The sequence below is a fragment of the Streptomyces showdoensis genome, assembly GCF_039535475.1.
Lineage (GTDB): Bacteria > Actinomycetota > Actinomycetes > Streptomycetales > Streptomycetaceae > Streptomyces > Streptomyces showdoensis.
The window spans coordinates 270,043-284,804 of record NZ_BAAAXG010000012.1 but is presented as its reverse complement, the minus strand read 5'-3'; the positions used below and the strand labels follow the sequence as shown (position 1 = coordinate 284,804).

Annotated in this window: 11 protein-coding genes and 4 pseudogenes; 4 read left to right on the top strand and 11 right to left on the bottom strand. The window is 76.1% G+C overall.

The features are described 5' to 3' along the window. Nucleotides 1-88: 88 nt before the first annotated feature. Nucleotides 89-1,297: a low temperature requirement protein A gene (locus ABD981_RS08010; protein ID WP_276205616.1), complete on the top strand. Its 1,209-nt coding sequence runs from the start codon at nucleotides 89-91 to the stop codon at nucleotides 1,295-1,297. Nucleotides 1,298-1,349: 52 nt separating this feature from the next. On the opposite strand, the pseudogene ABD981_RS38775 reads toward ABD981_RS08010, so the two are convergent. From ABD981_RS38775 to ABD981_RS07980, 7 genes and pseudogenes are all read right to left on the bottom strand, one after another. Next, a pseudogene (locus ABD981_RS38775) lies at nucleotides 1,350-1,637 on the bottom strand (alpha/beta-hydrolase family protein); the annotation flags it as partial. A 130-nt stretch (nucleotides 1,638-1,767) separates the two neighbouring features. Continuing rightward, nucleotides 1,768-3,093, bottom strand: a pseudogene (locus tag ABD981_RS08005) (alpha/beta-hydrolase family protein); the annotation flags it as partial. Nucleotides 3,094-3,169: 76 nt separating this feature from the next. Then, the gene (locus tag ABD981_RS08000) at nucleotides 3,170-3,331 is read right to left on the bottom strand and encodes a hypothetical protein (RefSeq protein WP_165591035.1); all 162 of its coding nucleotides are present in this window, start codon (nucleotides 3,329-3,331) and stop codon (nucleotides 3,170-3,172) included. 50 nt (nucleotides 3,332-3,381) lie between these two features. After that, entirely contained in the window at nucleotides 3,382-3,714 is a 333-nt protein-coding gene (locus tag ABD981_RS07995) for a hypothetical protein (RefSeq protein WP_345528509.1), read from the bottom strand. Nucleotides 3,715-3,849: 135 nt separating this feature from the next. After that, nucleotides 3,850-5,322, bottom strand: coding sequence for an amino acid permease (locus ABD981_RS07990; protein WP_046912415.1), 1,473 nt, complete (start codon nucleotides 5,320-5,322; stop codon nucleotides 3,850-3,852). A gap of 66 nt (nucleotides 5,323-5,388) precedes the next feature. Then, nucleotides 5,389-7,482 (bottom strand): phage holin family protein, encoded by a 2,094-nt coding sequence (locus ABD981_RS07985; protein WP_046912414.1) that lies wholly within the window; start codon nucleotides 7,480-7,482, stop codon nucleotides 5,389-5,391. 162 nt (nucleotides 7,483-7,644) lie between these two features. Then, complete coding sequence (locus ABD981_RS07980) at nucleotides 7,645-8,049, bottom strand: recombinase family protein (RefSeq protein ID WP_046912413.1); 405 nt, start codon at nucleotides 8,047-8,049, stop codon at nucleotides 7,645-7,647. Nucleotides 8,050-8,229: 180 nt separating this feature from the next. On the opposite strand from ABD981_RS07980, the gene ABD981_RS07975 reads away from it, so the two are divergent. Then, nucleotides 8,230-9,009 (top strand): MBL fold metallo-hydrolase, encoded by a 780-nt coding sequence (locus tag ABD981_RS07975; RefSeq protein WP_046912412.1) that lies wholly within the window; start codon nucleotides 8,230-8,232, stop codon nucleotides 9,007-9,009. Further along, on the top strand, nucleotides 9,006-9,647 hold the full coding sequence (locus ABD981_RS07970; protein WP_046912411.1) for a DedA family protein: 642 nt from the start codon (nucleotides 9,006-9,008) through the stop codon (nucleotides 9,645-9,647). The genes ABD981_RS07975 and ABD981_RS07970 overlap by 4 nt, the downstream gene beginning before the upstream one ends. 130 nt (nucleotides 9,648-9,777) lie before the next feature. Here the strand turns inward: ABD981_RS07970 and ABD981_RS07965 are convergent. From ABD981_RS07965 to ABD981_RS07955, 3 genes and pseudogenes are all read right to left on the bottom strand, one after another. Further along, nucleotides 9,778-10,809 (bottom strand): annotated as a pseudogene (locus tag ABD981_RS07965) (MBL fold metallo-hydrolase); the annotation flags it as partial. A 326-nt stretch (nucleotides 10,810-11,135) separates the two neighbouring features. Next, nucleotides 11,136-12,372, bottom strand: a pseudogene (locus tag ABD981_RS07960) (aminotransferase class I/II-fold pyridoxal phosphate-dependent enzyme). A gap of 151 nt (nucleotides 12,373-12,523) precedes the next feature. Further along, the gene (locus tag ABD981_RS07955; protein WP_046910725.1) at nucleotides 12,524-13,738 is read right to left on the bottom strand and encodes a sulfite oxidase; all 1,215 of its coding nucleotides are present in this window, start codon (nucleotides 13,736-13,738) and stop codon (nucleotides 12,524-12,526) included. A 232-nt stretch (nucleotides 13,739-13,970) separates the two neighbouring features. On the opposite strand from ABD981_RS07955, the gene ABD981_RS07950 reads away from it, so the two are divergent. Then, nucleotides 13,971-14,474 carry a GNAT family N-acetyltransferase gene (locus ABD981_RS07950; protein ID WP_046910724.1) on the top strand — a complete coding sequence of 168 codons (504 nt, stop codon included), beginning with the start codon at nucleotides 13,971-13,973 and terminating at the stop codon, nucleotides 14,472-14,474. 87 nt (nucleotides 14,475-14,561) lie between these two features. Here the strand turns inward: ABD981_RS07950 and ABD981_RS07945 are convergent, their stop codons facing one another. Then, a complete protein-coding gene (locus tag ABD981_RS07945; RefSeq protein WP_205628270.1) occupies nucleotides 14,562-14,687 on the bottom strand; it encodes an ALQxL family class IV lanthipeptide in 126 nt (41 codons plus the stop codon). Nucleotides 14,688-14,762 lie beyond the last annotated feature (75 nt).

Here is a 14,762-nt window from a genome sequence, read left to right as displayed (position 1 = left end):
GGGGGTCGATTACTCCCGGGGTAATGCCGGGCCGTTGTAGGGTGCGCGCCTGGATGGCCGAAAGTACGTGCTGCGCAAGGGGGATGCGGTGGCCGGTAGGGAACGGGCGCGGATGGTCGCGGCCGGGGACGATCACAAGGTGACGCCCGCCGAGTTGTTCTTCGATCTGGTCTTCGTCTACGCGATCACGCAGGTGACGGCTCTGATGGCGGCCCACCCGAACCCGGTGCGGGTGGTCGGGGCGATGGCGGTGCTCGCGCTGCTGTGGTGGTGCTGGAGCGCCTTCGCCTGGCTGGGCAACGTGGTGCGGGCCGACTCCGGCGCCCTGTTCGCGGTGCTGGTCACCGTGATGACCGTGGTGTTCGTGGTGTCGCTCGCGGTGCCGGAGGTGTTCGCTGACGCGCCGGGCGGGCTGCCGGCGCCGTTGGTGTTCGTGGTCTGCTACGGCCTGGTGCGGGTGCTGCACCTGGTGTCGTACTGGGTCTCCAGCCCGGGCGACACGGCCCTGCGGGCGACGCTGCGGCGGACCGCCATGATCTCGGTGGCGCCGCCGTTCGCGCTGCTGCTCATCGGCTGCGCGTACGACGGGACCCCGCGGCTGGCGCTGTGGCTGAGCGCGGTCGCCGTGGACTACGGCGGGATCTACGTGACCGGCTCGTCCGGCTGGCGGGTCAACTCCCCCGGGCACTTCTCCGAGCGGCACGGCCTCATCGTGATCATCGCCCTCGGCGAGTCCATCGTGGCGATGGGCGTGGGCATGGCCGGTTTCCCGCTGACGCCGGCGGTAATCGCGGCGTGTGCGGCGGGGCTGCTGCTGGCGGCTTCGCTGTGGGCGCTGTACTTCCGGCGGTTCGGGGAGCCCGCCGAGCACCGGCTGGCGGCCCTGGACGGCGACGAGCGGACCCGCTTCGCCCGGGACGTGTACACGTTCCTGCACCTGCCGCTGGTGGCGGGCGTGGTGCTGACCTCGCTCGGCATGAAGAAGGTGCTCACCCAGGTCGCCGACACCGGCCACTACGGCCTCGCCGAGCCCCTGCACGGCACGGTGGCCTGGGCGCTGGCGGGCGGGGTCGGGGTCTTCCTGCTGGGCGCGGCGGCGATCGTGCTGCGCTCCTCGGGGCGGCGCCCGACGGCCCTGCTGGTGGGCGGGGCGTGCTGCCTGGTGGCGGGTCCGCTGGTGACCCTGGTCCCGGCGCTGCTCGCGGTGGCCCTGCTGGCGGCCGGGGTGAGCGTCCTGGTGACGGCGCACGGCCGCGCGGTGGGGGCGGCGGGCGCGGCGGCGCACGCGGAGGCGTAGGCGCACGCGGAGCCGGGGGTACCGCGCGGAGGCGGGTACCGCGCGGGGTGGATCAGTACGCCGCCTTCCGGTGCCCGATGTAGGCGCGCAGGCGGTCGGTGTCGGCCCGGGTCCAGCCCTGGGGCGGGACGACGGCCGCCCAGCCGTCGACGGCCCCCGTGCCGTAGCGGTGGCCGTGCGGCGCCTGTACCCCGTACGAGACCGCCATGTCGACCGAGGTCTGCCAGAAGGCGACGAACGGGAACCAGTCGATCTCCGGGGTGATGTCCGGGCCGAGGGGTTCGTCGAGCCAGGCGGGCCGTTCCAGGAGGAGGTCGGGCGACCACCAGACGACCGGGTCGGAGGCGTTCTGGAGGTAGACGGCGCGCGGGAACTCCCAGCGGGCCGGGGGGTCGTTCGAGGTCGGTGCGGGGGAACTGGGCGAAGCGGTAGTGAGCGCCGTCCCGGTACTGGGGGCGCCAGACGGGGCTGCCGGGGTCGCGGTCGCGGCGGATCTCGGCGGAGACCGGGGAGAAGTTCGGCGCGCCGAGCAGCAGGGCGCCGTCGGTGCCGTCGAGGAGGGCCTCGGCGCTGCCGAAGGAGGCCTCGACGGCGTAGGCGCCGAGGCTCTCGCCGGTGACGACCAGTTTGGGGCGCCGGTCCGCGGGGAGTTCGGCGAGCCGGGCGCGGACGGCGTCGAGGAGGGCGCGGGTGGCCTGGCCGGCCTTCTCCTTGTCGACGAGGAAGGAGACCCAGCTGGGCAGGTACGAGTACTGGACGGCGACGATCGCGGTGTCGCCGCCGTACATGTACTCCAGGGGTTCGGCGACGTTGGGGTTGACCCAGCCGGTGCCGGTGGTGCCGGCGACGGCGAGGACGCGGCGGTCGAAGGCGCCGGTGCGTTCGAGTTCGCGGACGGCGAGGCGGGCCTGGGCGGCGAAGGGGCGCTCGTCCTGGAAGGCGGCGGGCAGCGCGGAGGGTATGTAGACGCGGACCGGGTCGCGGGCGGGCTTCCCGGTCCAGGCGGTGATGCGGTCGCGGGTGGGGACGGAGCCGGTGAAGTTGCGTCCCTGGTAGCCGAGGTCCTGCCAGCGGATCAGGGAGCCGGGGCCGCCGGAGACCCGGCCGGAGGCGGGGCGGTGGATGCCGTCCTCGGTGCCGTCGTTGGTGGCCTCGGCGATCCGGTCGGCGAGGTCGACGACGCCCCGGTCGAAGACGACGTCGCGGACGCCGACGAGGACGGCGAGGGCGGTGAGCAGGGCGCCGAGGGCGTACGCGGCGGGCCGCGGCAGCAGCCGGCCGAGCAGCCGGATCAGCCGGCGCGCGCCGAGCCGGACCGCGCGGGCGACCAGCAGCAGGGCCAGCCAGAGCAGGATCGCGAAGAGGGCGATGACCGGGGTGTGCCAGGTGAGCGAGGGCGGCAGCCCCTGGAGCACGCGGAGCCGGCGCTGCATCCGGGCGCTCTCCGAGATGAGCAGGACGGTCAGGACCGGGAGGAGCAGCCAGTACGCCTGCCAGAGCCGGGCCCGGGTCCGCTCGCCCGGGCGCCAGGGCACCAGGGCGTGGGCGAGCCAGGAGACGGCGGCGCCGAGCGCGTAGCCGATGGCGGCGGTGATGCCGCCGACGACGCCCTGGAGGTACCAGGGCCGGGGCACCAGGGAGGGACTGAGGGAGGCCCAGAAGAAGACGGTCGCCCAGCACAGCGCGATGAGGTCGGGCCAGTGCCGGGCGGTGTACGGGCGGCGGGCGAAGGCGCGGATCCTGCCCGCTCCGGCGGACCGATCGGGGGCGGTGGGCTGCCGGTCGGTCGAGGTCATCGGTTCAGCCTCGTACACCGTACGGACATGCGCAAACCGGCCCGCCGGGGCGGGTTCCGGGCCTGGCCCGGGGGTGTCAGTCCAGCTTCGGTTCCGGTTCGGCGGCCGTGCCCGGAGCGGTGCGCAGGGGCCGCCGTTCCGGTTCGCGTTCCGTTTCCGCGTGGCGGAGGGACCGTTCCTGACGGGCCGCCTCGGCGCGCAGCAGCGCGTTGAGCACGGCGAAGGGGTCGACGGGCATGACGAAGCTCCTTGCGGTGGGGTGAGGGGGTGCTGGGGAGGCAGGGCCTCTCAGCACCGCATCACCGCCGACCGCGGCGCACCGTCGCCCGGGGGCGCGGCGGGCACGGGGGCGGGCGCGGGCACGGCGGCGGCCGTGCGCACGCTGCGGGGCGGGGCCGGGCGGCGCGCTCCGCGGACGGGGGTGGTCGCCTCGTTCCCGGCGAGGTCGTGGACCTCGGCGGCGGGCTCGGCCGACGCGCCGACGGTGCGCGGTTCCGCGCCCGCCGTCCCGGCGAACGCCGCGCCGGTCCCGAGCAGCGCGGCGAGCACGAGCAGCACCGCGACGGCGAACCGCCGGGCCCGCACGGCGGGGACGCCGGGGCGCGCGGGAAGGGACCTCATAGGGGTCCCTCCTGCCCCGTGCGGGCGGCCCCGAGGCGCGCCGGACCCCACAACCGCCCGGGCGGCCTACACTCCGGGCCCCCGATTCACCGCAGTGGCGGGGCGCACGCGCCGGGGCGCGACGGCGCCCGGCCGTCAGTCCTCCGCGCGCCCGTCCGCGCGCCCTGCCACGTGCCCGTCGGCCCGCCCGTCCGGACGGCCGGAGCCGGGGTCCGCCGTCGCCCGGGTCCGGCGCGCCGCCATCGCCGCGTAGACGAGGACGCCCGCGAAGAGGAAGAGGACGCCTTGGTAGACCGCCGCGTAGCCGGAGCCCGCGACGAGCCAGAGGGAGAAGCCGAAGGCGGCGACGGCGAGGACGGCGTCGCGGGTGAGGCGGGCGCGGGAGACCCTCTCGCCCTGCCCGGAGAGCAGGAAGTAGATCTGGGCGGCCGTGGAGAGCAGATAGGGGACGGTGGCCGTGAAGGTGGTGACCAGCACCAGGACCTCGAAGACGCCCTGGGTGCCGGCGGTGTAGTTGTAGACCGTCAGGAGCGAGGCGAGGACGACGGTCACGAGGACGCCGACCGTGGGGACGCCGCGCCGCTTGACCGTGAAGACCTTCGGGAAGAGGCCGTCGCGGGCGGCGGCGTACGGCGCCTGGGCGCTGAGCAGGGTCCAGCCGTTGAGCGCGCCGACCATGGAGACCAGGGCCATGCAGGCGACGGCGGCGCCGCCCCAGGAGCCGCCGAACATGACGTTCACGGCGTCGGAGAAGGGCGCGGTGGAGGTGACCAGCTTGTCGTGGGCGACGGTGCCGAAGACGGCGAGGGTGCCGAGCAGGTAGAGCGTGGCGGCGCCGAGGGTGCCGAGGACGGTGGCGCGGCCGACGTTGCGGCGCGGGTCGCGGACCTCGCCGGCGCTGACGGCGGCGGACTCGACGCCGAGGTAGCTGAAGAGCAGGATCGCGGCGGAGGCGGAGACGGCGCCGAGGGCGCTCGCGTCGCCGGTCCGGAAGGGGCCGAGGTTGGCGCTGTCGAAGAAGAACAGTCCGCCGACGGCGACCAGCAGCAGCGGGAGGAACTTGAGCACGGTCGCGACGAGCTGGACGGCGCCGACGTAGCGGGTGCCAGCTAGGTTGGCGAGCGCGGGCAGCCACTGGAGGAGCAGGGCGGCGCCGATGGTGGCGGCCTTGGACGCGTGGATCGGGACGAGGACGTCGAGGTAGCCGACGGCGGCGACGGCGAGGGCGGCGTTGGAGACCCAGGTGGTGATCCAGTACGACCAGGCGGCGAGGAATCCGGCGAAGTCGCCGAAGGCGGCGCGGGCGTAGACGTAGGGGCCGCCGGTCTGGGGGTGGCGGTGGGCGAGCCGGCCGAAGACCAGGGCGAGGGCGAGGGCGCCGAGGGTGAGGATGCCGAAGGCGACCAGGCTGATGGTGCCGTAGGGGGCGACGGAGGCGGGCAGGAGGAAGATGCCTCCGCCGATGATGTTGCCGACGACGAGGGCGGTGGCGACGGGCAGTCCGAAGCTGCGGGCGTGCCTGCTGGGCGCTTCCCCGTCCGGCCGGTGCTCGTGCTGCGGGTCCTCGGCGGGGGTGCCGGGGTGGGTCTCGGGGATGGCCGTGCTCATGGGGGGTGGTGCGCCTCTCGTCGGACAAACGCCCTCATCGTCCGACAGCCGAGACGGCGCTCCAAATCACCCGCTTTTGTCCTGTACGGCCTGGTCGTCGACCGGAAGAAACGCTTCCGCATCGCCGCCGGGCGGCGAAATCTCCAGCGGCACCTGCGGCCCCTCGGCCTCCCGCAGCCAGCCGCGCAGCACCCGGTGCACCTGCTCGGCGCCCACGATCTCCGCGGGCGGACCGGTCAGCTCGCGGGGCCAGAGCAGGAACGGGTGCGCCTGCTCGCCGCCGAGGCCGCCGTGCGAGCCGATCTGCTCCTCGAAGGCGTGCACGGTGCCCGTCGCCGGGTCGTACATCGAGTTGACCATGATGTCGGCGACGTGCGGGAAGCCGTCCGTGCGCCGCACCGCGTCCGCCGCTCCCGGGCCGAAGACGGCGAGCGGCCCGTCGTCGGTCAGCTCCGCGACCGGGACCTCGACGCCGTCGCGGGCGAGCACCACCGAGCCGTGCTCCTCGCTCGCCACCAGCAGGAAGCCGATCCCCGGGTGGTGCGCCAGAGTGCGCAGCAGCGCCGGGTGGAGGCGTTCGATCTCCTCACGGGTCATCCGGTGCGGCACGCCCGGGAAGGAGATCAGGCCGAGGTTGCCGGAGGCCAGCACGAGCGGTTCGGGGGCCCGCGCGGCGGCCACCGCGGCCGCCTCCGCCCCTTCCTCGCCCTGCTCGGCCGCCTCGTCCAGGCTCCGGTGCAGCGCGCCGCGCAGCGCGTCCTTCGCCGCGTCCCTGGCCTCCGACCCGCTGCGGGTCCGCCGCACCCGGCGCGGCACCGGCAGCCCGCAGCCGGCCCGGACGAGGTCGCGCAGGGTCAGCCCGTACGCGGACTCGAAGGTCTCCCCCGGGCTCTGGCCGTGGTCGGAGAGCAGCACGATCCGGTACGGGCGGGGCGCGTGCTCGGCGACCTGGGCGATCAGCGCGAGCGAGCGGTCGAGCCGCCGCAGCACCTGGTCGGTGTCGTGGCCGTGCGGCCCCGAGTGGTGGGCGACCTCGTCGTAGGCGACCAGGTCGGCGTAGACCGCGGTCCGGCCGGCGAGCATGTCGCCCATCACGGCCGAGACGACCACGTCCCGCTCGATGACCGTGGCGAAGGCCCGGACGAGGGGGTAGAGGCCGCCCCGGGAGACCCTGGGGCTCTCGCGGCGCAGCCGCGCCCGGGTCGACTGGACGATCTCGCGCAGCGTCTCCGTGACGAAGGAGCCGGCGGTGCGGACGGCGTTGGCGGGGTCGGAGAAGTACGCGAAGTAGCCGGACCGCGAGCGGTTGCGGCGGCCCCGGCGGGCGGCCATCGACAGGACCAGGGCCAGCTGGTCGGCTCCGCCGCTGAACAGGTTGCCGCGGGAGGCCCCGTCGAGGGTGAGCAGCCCGCCGTCGCCGGTGCGCTCGACCGCGCGCCGCTGGAGCTCGACCGCGCTCGCGGGCCGGTTGGAGACCATGAGCCGGCCGGTGTCCTTCTCGTACCACCGGAAGGCGGGCACGTCCTCGTTGGAGCCGTGCAGGATGCCGAGCTGGCTGGCGCCGGTCTGGCTGGACCAGTCGGTGCGCCAGGGGGCGACCCGGTGGGTGGTGGCGAGCCAGTCGGCGACGGTGGGCATCAGGCCGTCGGCGACGGCGTCGCCGAGCACCCGGTGGCCGACCCCGTCGAGTTGCAGGAAGACGGTGCCGGGGGCGGGTTCCGGGCCGCGCGCGATCCGCGGCCGCTTGCGGTCGGCGAGCCGGTAGAGGCGCCGCCGGTAGGCCTCGTCGTCGCGCACGGCGAGGGCGGTGGAGGTCGCCGAGGCGACCGCGGACATCACCGCGGCCACCAGGACGGCGGTCTGGGGCGCCGCGGTGCCGCGCCCGTCCGGGGTCAGCCAGAGGGCGACGAGCAGCAGCGAGCCGTTGAGGAAGAACACCAACAGGCCCAGCACCAGGGCCGGTACGAGCAGCAGCGCCCGCACGATCAGCGGCCACACCAGCGCGCTGAGCAGACCGAAGGCCCCGGCGCCCAGGGCGGCGGTGAAGGCGATGGTGGTGAGGCTGTCGCCGTCGCGGGACTGGAGCTGGAAGTCGGGCAGCAGCCCGGCGAGGACGAGCAGGGTGAGCGTGGACACCGCCCAGACCGTGACCACCCGCATCACGGCCCGGCCCGCGCTCCGCCAGCGGCCGGGGGGACTCCCTCGCCGTTCACCCACGCCTGGTTCACCTTTCACCCGTTTCCTGCCTCAAGCGTGGCACAACGGCCGCGGCACGCAGGTCAGCCGGGAAGGGCGCGTGTGTCCGACCGCCGGGGCCGGCCCTCAGCAGCCGTCGTACCCGGCGGTGGGCATGGACATCCGCCGGTGCACCCAGGCCTTCATCGGCGCGTCGTACGCGGGTTCGTCGAGTCCCGCGGTCTCCAGGCGCACCCCGCGCCGCTCGCACTCGGCGAGGAACTCCGGCACGTCGGTCAACGCGCGGGCCAGGACGCGCTCGTTCGGGGCGACGAACAGGTCCACGACGCCCGCGTCCACGTCCGCCCACAGTGCCTCGTGGTCCGGCCGGATGCCGTAGAACAGCAGCTGCCTCGCCACCACGTACCCCTTGTCCACGGCCCAGCGCACGCACATGGCGTGCTGGCTGCGGGTGTCGACCAGGAAGGGGTCTTCGTCGAGCTCTTCGAGCGGGGTGAGGCTGGCGATCGCCGCCACCCGAACGTCGTCCATGGAGCGACCCTACTGTGTCGCCGGACACCCGAGGAGATCTTCGGCGCTCCGGCCCCGCCCGGTCCGTCGAAGACCGGCCACACCGACGGCACCGGACATTTACCCTCGTTACGGAAGGCCTGGTCGGCGGTCCGGGACACGGGCGGGAACGACGGGCGGGAACGGACGAGGAAGGGCGGCGTGCCGGTGGAGATCACCTGGTGGGGTCATGCCACGTGCACGGTCGAGGACTCCGGGGTCCGCTTCCTGACGGACCCGCTCTTCGCGCGCCGCCTCGCGCACCTGCGGCGCCGGCGCGGCGAGCTGCCCCCGCCCGAGGCCGCCCGCGCCGAGGCGGTGCTCGTGTCGCACCTGCACGCCGACCACCTCCACCTGCCCTCGCTGGCCCGGCTCGCCCCCGGCACCCGCGTGCTCGTCCCGGCCGGCGCCCCGCGCGCCGTCCCGGCCCTGCGCCGGCTCGACGGGCGGGGCCTGCGGCTCACCGAGGTGGCGCCGGGCGACGAGGTGGAGGTCGAGGGCGTGACCGTACGGGCCGTCCCCGCCCTGCACGACGGGCGGCGGCTGCCGCTCGGACCGCACCGCTCCCCCGCGCTCGGCTACGTGGTGGAGGGCGAGGCGCGGACCTACTTCGCCGGGGACACCGGCCTGTTCGACGACATGGCGGAGGCCGTCGGCCCGGTGGACGTGGCGCTCCTCCCGGTCGGCGGCTGGGGGCCCTACCTCGGCCACGGGCACCTGGACGCGGGCCGTGCCGCGCAGGCGCTCGCCGCGCTGTCGCCCGCCGCCGCGGTGCCGGTGCACTACGGCACGTACTGGCCGATCGGCATGGACGCGGTCCGCCCCCACGAGTTCCACGCGCCGGGCGACGAGTTCGTCCGGCACGCGGCCCGGCTCGCCCCGAAGGTGGCGGTACACCTGTTGGGCCACGGCGAGCGGGTGCGGCCGGAGGTCGCCCGGTGATCGACCGGATCGTGACGGCGGTGCGGGAGCTGCCGCCGGAGTCGACGCAACAGGCCGTCGGCTACCCCTCGCTGTTCCTGCTCGTGGCGCTCGGCGCGCTGCTGCCGGTGGTGCCGACCGGGGCGATCGTGAGCTCGGCGGCGGTGGTGGCCTTCCACCAGACGGCGCCGCTGGCGCTGCTGTACGTCTTCGTGGTGTCGGCCTCCGCCGCGTTCCTGGGCGACCTGGCCCTGTACTGGCTCGGCCGGCGCGGGGTCCGCTCCCGCAACGGCTCGCGCTGGCTCGCGGCGCTGCGCGGCCGGGTCACCCCGGAGCGACTGGCCCAGGCGCAGGAACGGCTGGACACCCACCAGGTCCCGGTGCTCGTGCTCTCCCGGCTGGTCCCGGCGGGCCGGATCCCGGTGATGCTGGCCTGTCTGCTCGCCGGGATGCCGCTGCGCCGCTTCGCCCGCGGCGACCTGCCGGCCTGCCTGGCCTGGGCGGCGACGTACCAGCTGATCGGCATCCTGGGCGGCTCGCTCTTCCCGGAACCGTGGCAGGGCGTGGTGGCGGCGGTCGGCCTCACGGTGCTGATCGGCGCGGCGCCCGCCCTGTGGCGGCGGCTGCGGGGACGGTCCGGCCGGCCGGGCGCGCCCTAGTCCGGAGGCCGGGCCCCCTTGGAGGTCCTGGCACCCTGGGCCGGACGCCCGGGGACCGGACGCCCGGGACCGGACGCCTCGGGCCGGACGCCCACCGGACGCTCCGGACCGGGCGCCTCGGGCCGAGCGCCTACGGGCCCACCGCCCGGGACGCCCCGACCGGCAGGTCCCACAGGTCCTCGCGGGGCAGGCCGGCCCGCGCCCAGGCGGCGCGCACGCGGGTGAGCGGTTCGAGGACGGGTTCGGAGGAGAGGACGAAGGTCGCCCAGTGCATGGGGGCCATCCGCCGCGCACCGAGGTCCTGGAAGGCCCGCACGGCCTCCTCGGGGTCGGTGTGGACGTCGCCGAGCCACCAGCGCGGGTCGTAGGCGCCGATCGGCAGCAGGGCGAGGTCGATGCCCGGGTGGCGGCGGCCGATCTCGGCGAACCAGTGGCCGTAGCCGGTGTCCCCGGCGAAGTAGACCCGCCGCCCCTCGCGTTCGCCGATCACCCAGCCGCCCCACAGGGAGCGGCAGGTGTCCAGGAGGGTGCGCTTGGACCAGTGGTGGGCGGGGACGAACTCGAAGCGCACGCCGCCGAGTTCGGCCGCCTCCCACCAGTCCAGCTCGGTGACGCGGTCGAACCGGCGCCGGGTGAACCAGCGGCCGAGCCCGGCGGGCACGAACACGGGGGTGTGGCGCGGGAGCCGTTTGAGGGTGGGGGCGTCGAGGTGGTCGAAGTGGTTGTGGCTGATGACGACGGCGTCGACCGGGGGCAGGTCCTCCCAGCGGACCCCGACGGGCGTGAGCCGGGCCGTGGTGCCGAGGATCCGGCGCGACCAGACGGGGTCGGTCAGCACGGTCAGGCCGCCGATCCGGACCACCCAGCTGGCGTGCCCGGCCCAGGTGACGGCGACGGTGCCCGGCCCGGCCTCGGGCAGCGGTCCGGGCGCGAAGGGCAGCTGCGGGACGTCCCGCAGCCCCGCGGGCCCGGGGCGGACGGCGCCCTCGCGGGCCAGCCGGGCCAGGGCACGGACCCCGGGCAGGGGCGCGGTGAGCCGGTCGGCGAAGGACCGCGGCCAGTCGAGACGCACCCGGCCGAGGGGCTGGAGCACGGGAGCGGGGTGCGGGGCGGGCGGGGTTGGTGGGGAGGCCGGGGAGGCTCCGGCGGGCTGGGCGGCCTGGGACGCTCCGGCCGGCTGGGAGGCCTGGGACGCTCCGGCCGGCTGGGAGGCCTGGGACGCTCCGGCCGGCTGGGCGAGCTGGGAGGCTCCGGCCGGCTGGGCGAGCTGGGAGGACCGGTCGGCTTCAGCGACCTGGCCTGCGCGGGCGGCCCCAGCGGCCCGGGAAGACCCGGCGGACCCGGCGGACCCGGCGGACCCGGCGGCTCCGGCGGTACGGGGGGTGCGGTCGGAGTGCGGGGCCCGGGGTGGCCGGGCGGTCTGTTCCGTCATCGCTGCGACCTCCGTCTTTCCTTCCATCCGGTGCCGGCCGTCCTCGACGGCCTCCACTAGCGGGCCAGTTCGTCCAGCGCTTCCCCGAACGTGCTCAACGCGCGGGCCACGTGCGGCGATTCCTCGGGGCGGGCGGAGGCGAGTGCCTCGGTCCGCTCCTCCTCCGTGTCCCCCAGGAAGGCCGCGGTGTCGAACCGGACGCGGAGCGCGCCGAGTTCGTCGCCGAAGCGGTGGCCGCCGGGGACGGGGGGTGCCGAGCCGCTCCGTCAGGTGGTTCTCCAGCTCCAGGGAGTCGGTGACGCCGCGGGCGGCGAGCCCGGCGCGCAGCGGGCCCAGGTCGGCGTAGAGGTGGCGGCCCGCCTGCGGGGGCCGGGCGAACGCCCCGGCGGCGCGGACGGCCCGGTGGGCGGCCGCGGCGATCCGCCCGTGCAGGGCGGCCGTGGTCCGGATCCGCACGACGACGTCCTCGGGTTCGTCGAGGGCGTGGGCGGCGGCCGGGGCGACCGGTCCGGCCACGAGGGCGCCGAGCGCGGTGAGGATGTCGAGGGTGCGGGCCCTGCGGTCGGCGTACCGGTCCGTGCGGGTGGGGGCGGTGGGCGGGAAGCGGGCGACGGCGCAGGGCCAGCCGGCGGGGGTGAGGGCGCCGGACAGGTCGCTGAGGACCGTGACGTCCTCGGGGCACATCTCGGCGGGGCTGAGCAGCACCGTGTCCTCGGGGCGGTGCACGGTGTCGCGCCAGGTCTCGTCGCTGATGATGTGCAGCCCCTCGGCGACGGCCGCCTCGCAGGCCTCGCGGACGAGTTCGGGCGGGGCGACGGTGGCGGTGGGGTCGTCGGCGACGGAGAGGAGGAGGAGCCGGGGGTCGCCGCCCTCGGCGCGGACCCGTCGCACGGTCTCCAGGAGGGCGTACGGGTCGGGCACGCCCCCGCACTCGGCGGGCGTGGGCACGTGGTAGGCGGGCCGGCCGAGCAGCCGGGCCTGCGGGGTCCACCAGGCGGGGCAGGGCCGCGGCAGGAGGAGGTCGCCGCCGTGGGCGGCGATGAGGGCGAGCAGCAGCGGCGGGGCGCCGGGGGCGGCGACGACGTCCTCGGCGTGGGTGCGCAGGCCGCGGCGCCACCAGTAGCCGGCGGCGGCCCCGCGCAGGACCGGGCCGCCGCCGGGCGGTTCGGGCGCGGCCCGGCCGGCCGCGGCGGCGAGGAGGGCGGCGAGACCGGGCAGCACGGGGAGGCCGGACTCCGGAGCGGGCGGTCCGAAGCGCACCGGCCCGCGGCCCTCCGGAGCTGTCTGCCGCATCGCCCTGACCTCCCGGACCTCCTGGGACTGTGCCGGGGCACCCGAACGGCACGCGCACACGGCCCTGACCGCGCGAACGGGACCCCAGTGCCTTTATACGGAGGTTCGGGATATCCCGCCGCTCGGGCGGGCCGGGTGGGGTCCGGCCGGCTCAGGCGAGGGTGACGGGGTGCCGGACGATCGCGTCGAAGAGGTACCCCTGGGTGTTGTGGACGGCCCGCTCCGGCTGGACGTTGCCGGCCGCGTCGGTGACCCGGGAGAGCAGGGTGGCGGGCCCGGTGCCGTGCGGGCGCCAGGTGGTGGCCCAGCGGACCCAGCCGGCCCGCCGGGGCGCGTCGAGCAGCCGGGCGGGCCGCCAGTGGGCACCGCCGTCGGTGGAGACGTCGACGCGGCGCACGGGCGCGTGGGCGGACCAGGCGCGGCCGGTGAGCCGGTGCGTCCGGTGGGTCTCCAGGGTGGCGCCGAAGGGCAGTTCGTAGGCGCTCTTGAGGGTCTGGCGGGTGAGCGGGGCGCTGCCGCCGGGCGGATGCGCGGCGCCGAACAGGCGGTAGTAGTCGGTGGACCAGGGCGAGGCGAGCGGGGAGCGCGAGACCTCGATGTCGCCGAGCCACTTGATGGAGGCGATGCCGATCCAGGAGGGGACGATCAGCCGGACCGGGTACCCGTGGTCGTACGGGAGGGGCTCGCCGTTCATCTCGTACGCGAGGATGACGTCGTCGAGGGCCTTGGCGACGGGCAGCGGGCGGCGGACCCGGCCGAGGTCGACGCCGCCGGTGACGTACGGGTCGTCGAGGCCGCGGGGCTGGACGTCGACGGCGTCGGCGGCGATCCCGGCGCGCCGCAGCACGTCGGAGAGGCGGGCGCCGCGCCAGCGGGCGGCTCCGATCGCGCCGAGGGTCCAGGGCGTGCCGGTGACCGTCTCGCCCTGCTGGGTGGCGTAGAGGCTGCGGCCGTTGCCGGCGCACTCCACCAGGGCGGTGCGGGTGACGGCGGGCAGGTCGCGCAGCTGCCCGTAGCCGAAGCGGACGGGGGTGCGGCCGTGCAGTCCGTCGCCCCAGACGGTGAGGCTCCAGGCGGCGGCGTCGAGGACGGGCGTGGTGGTGTGGTTGCGGACGAAGAAGCGGTCGACCGGGGTGAGCGGCCCGGTGTCGGCGAAGGTCTCGTACCGGGCCTCGGCGTTGGTGCCGCGCAGCGTGAAGTACGCGGACGGTGTCGGCTTGACGATGCCGGGGGCGGGGGCGGGCGCGGCGGCGGCGGGCGCGTTCCCCAGGAGGGGGAGGGCGGGGGCGCCGGCGAGGGCCTTCAGCAGGGTGCGGCGGGCGGGCACGGAGGGTCTCCTCGGCACGTCGGGGGCGGGGTCCGGCACACCCTAGGGGCGGGCCGGGGGCCGGGGCGGGCCGTTCACGGAGCCGTCATATGAACATTCGTCAGGTCGGCCGTCCGGATCGGCGACCGGACCGAACGGACCGAACGGACTGGTCGGACCAAACGGTCCGACCGGACCAGCCGAACCGACCGGACCGACCGGACTGACCGGACCTACCGGACCGAACGGACCGGCCGAAGCAGCCGGAGCGGTCACGGGCGAGACTGGTCCCATGATCCCTGTCGTCACCGCCGTCCCCCTGCACACCGCGCGCCTGGACCTGGAGCCGCTGCGGCTCGACCACGCCCCCGAGATGGCCGGGGCGCTGGCCGATCCGGCGCTGCACGTCTTCATCGGCGGCGCCCCGCTGCCCGAGCCGGAGCTCAGGGCCCGCTACGCCCGGATGCTGGCCGGCCCGGCGGATCCGGGGACGGCGTGGTGCAACTGGGTCCTGCGGCTGCGGGACACGGGTGCCGCCGTCGGCACCGTCCAGGCCACCGTCACCGCCGGGGCGGCCGAGATCGCCTGGGTGACCGGGACCGCCTGGCAGGGCCTCGGGCTCGCCAAGGAGGCGGCCGCCGCGCTGGCGGACTGGCTGCGCGCGCTCGGCACCCCGGTGATCCTGGCGCACGTCCACCCCGACCACCACGCCTCGGCGGCGGTGGCCACGGCGGCGGGCCTGGCTCCGACGGAGGCGTTCGAGGACGGGGAGCGGCGCTGGGAGTGGGCGGCGTAGGCCCGGAAGACGGGGTTCGGGCCCGGCACGACCCCCGAAACGCCAAGCGGGACCCCACGGGGAAGGGGTCCCGCTCTCGGCTGTGGGTCAGCAGCCGCTGGTCAGCCAGCGGCAGGCGGTGATGAGCGCGGCGGCGTGCTCCTCACCGCGGGCGTCCTCGGTGCGGACCTCCTGGGGCAGCACCTGCAGGGCGTCGATGTCGTGCTCCATCATGGCGTTCTCCTTCGCTCTTCTCGGGTGGGTGCCGGCCCGTGCGGGACCGGCGTCCGCCGGCCGGCGGCCGACGGA

Excerpts from the sequence above, each read along its gene's own strand:
- ABD981_RS08000 (WP_165591035.1), bottom strand. The coding sequence starts at position 3,331 with ATGCCCGTCGACCCCTTCGCCGTGCTCAACGCGCTGCTGCGCGCCGAG.
- ABD981_RS07995 (WP_345528509.1), bottom strand. The coding sequence starts at position 3,714 with ATGAGGTCCCTTCCCGCGCGCCCCGGCGTCCCCGCCGTGCGGGCCCGG.
- ABD981_RS07990 (WP_046912415.1), bottom strand. The coding sequence starts at position 5,322 with ATGAGCACGGCCATCCCCGAGACCCACCCCGGCACCCCCGCCGAGGAC.
- ABD981_RS07985 (WP_046912414.1), bottom strand. The coding sequence starts at position 7,482 with ATGCGGGTGGTCACGGTCTGGGCGGTGTCCACGCTCACCCTGCTCGTC.
- ABD981_RS07980 (WP_046912413.1), bottom strand. The coding sequence starts at position 8,049 with ATGGACGACGTTCGGGTGGCGGCGATCGCCAGCCTCACCCCGCTCGAA.
- ABD981_RS07950 (WP_046910724.1), top strand. The coding sequence starts at position 13,971 with ATGATCCCTGTCGTCACCGCCGTCCCCCTGCACACCGCGCGCCTGGAC.
- ABD981_RS07945 (WP_205628270.1), bottom strand. The coding sequence starts at position 14,687 with ATGATGGAGCACGACATCGACGCCCTGCAGGTGCTGCCCCAGGAGGTC.